A 1852-nucleotide genomic window follows, 5' to 3' on the forward strand; every position below is an offset into this window, starting at 1 on the left:
CCATATTTTCTATAGCATTTACGGCAATGGGAGTAAAGTAATTGCTTGAAAAAATTATAATTTCGTTGACACAATAACCGTATGGTTCTACTTTTACCCAACTCTTAGGTTATAAGCTTGGGTTACAAAAATTGTCCAAAAAATACATGATAATTTGTTATATTTGATAACAGTTTGAGTGAAATTTATGAATAGCTTTTTTTAAAGTCATAAAACACAGTAACAGTATGAAATATCTAGAAATTTTTGATAACTGAGCGAGAACACAACGCATCATCATGTATCGAAATTCAGGAAATTCTCGAAGTTCAGATGAAAGTAATTTGTGGATAGTTACTAGATATGTCTATTCAGATGGAACTCATGACTTATCAGTTTACATTCCTATGAAACAACGGTCAGCATACTCCAGAGGAGGGTAGTCATTGGTGTTTTATTGATAGATGGGTATCGTCCGGCACATGGGGAGTTATTTTAAGAGAGGAAAAATTTATGATACAAAACGAAGTTGAAGAATTTGTAAATTTAATACAAGCAAAGCGTAAGGAATTTGATATTTATAAAGGCAACATATTTGCAAAGGATAATACAATATTGATTATAAAAATTAGTAGAACAGAAAAAGTATTTTATGGAGTCTGTAGTAATATATTAGATTTATTAATTTTTGGTGTTAAAATTAGAAAAATTCAGTTTGGTATAGTTTTATTAAAGAATAATCATGAAGGATGGTTTTATCCAGAAAATATAGTTATTGATAATATTGAAAAGAATATATGGAAAAAAGCTACAGATCAACAATATAAAATAAATAATCCTTTAGATACAACATTGTATTTTAATAATTGCATAGAATTTAAACGTATATTCTCTATGTATTACTAATATTATAAATTAATTCAGGTAACTATATGATAATTTTTATAACATTAGATAATAATTATAATAAAATATGGGAGAGAAGCGGTAAGGCAACATTTAGCTCACACTATGAAAAACCAGAAATAGTAAATATTATTAAAGATGAAGTGCACAATAAAAAAATATATGCTATTGGATTATATAGAGCTAAAAAATCATCTGGTCAACTGCTCCCACCTTCATTACTTTGTATAACTAAAGTTACTATTTTAAGTATTGATAATATATATGCACACGATATAATTATAGATTTTAATTTTATAAAAAAAATGCCTGTATCATTAAATAATGATCTGGAAAAAGTATTGATTGAACCCACACCTTTAATTCGATATATTCCAGACAGCCAAGTTGTAAAAATATTACAGAGTGGTAGATATCGGCGGATACTCTGATATAGGCCTCAAAGATATCATCCAGTTGAGCAATCCATATACGACGACATCTACCACTCTGAAATATAGTAGGCGCATAACCAATTTAGAGGGACAGATTATCTTAAGATAGAATTACCCGTCTTTTAGGAGCGGACCAAATGACTCACTGATGCGTTTGACTGCCATATCATACCACCGATATGAGCACAGGGTTGAGCTTTGCGTTTGGGGCTGCGAGTTCTGCAAAATACGAATCGAGTGAATGATTGAGGTCATCCATGTTGGCAAAAAGGCTCTGGCGGAAAAGTGGTATCTGGAGGAGGAAAGCCCGGCTGCCCTATTTTTCAGAAGGCGTCAAGAAGTCGAGCATGACTTGTAGCGCACCCTTCTTGTGTAGATGGAACACATACCGATTTTCCGCTAGAGCCGGCAAAAAAGCGGTAAGAGTGCTAGGTCGTGTTGACAAAATCAAAAATCAGCCAATCTGACTTCGACTTTGCCATAAGAGGTTATATTTCATACTGTATCACTCCAGTTTACCAGAGCGGTCCACA

The 1852-nt window shown here is 32.5% G+C and carries 2 protein-coding genes; both read left to right on the plus strand.

Annotated features, from left to right (window positions below):
• The first annotated feature begins 492 nt into the window (after nucleotides 1-492).
• On the plus strand, nucleotides 493-885 hold the full coding sequence (locus tag B5F76_RS14215) for a hypothetical protein (protein WP_087355744.1): 393 nt from the start codon (nucleotides 493-495) through the stop codon (nucleotides 883-885).
• A gap of 26 nt (nucleotides 886-911) precedes the next feature.
• Complete coding sequence (locus tag B5F76_RS14660) at nucleotides 912-1316, plus strand: hypothetical protein (protein ID WP_144268515.1); 405 nt, start codon at nucleotides 912-914, stop codon at nucleotides 1314-1316.
• Nucleotides 1317-1852 lie beyond the last annotated feature (536 nt).

The organism is Desulfovibrio sp. An276 (assembly GCF_002159665.1).
GTDB classification, from domain to species: domain Bacteria; phylum Desulfobacterota; class Desulfovibrionia; order Desulfovibrionales; family Desulfovibrionaceae; genus Desulfovibrio; species Desulfovibrio faecigallinarum.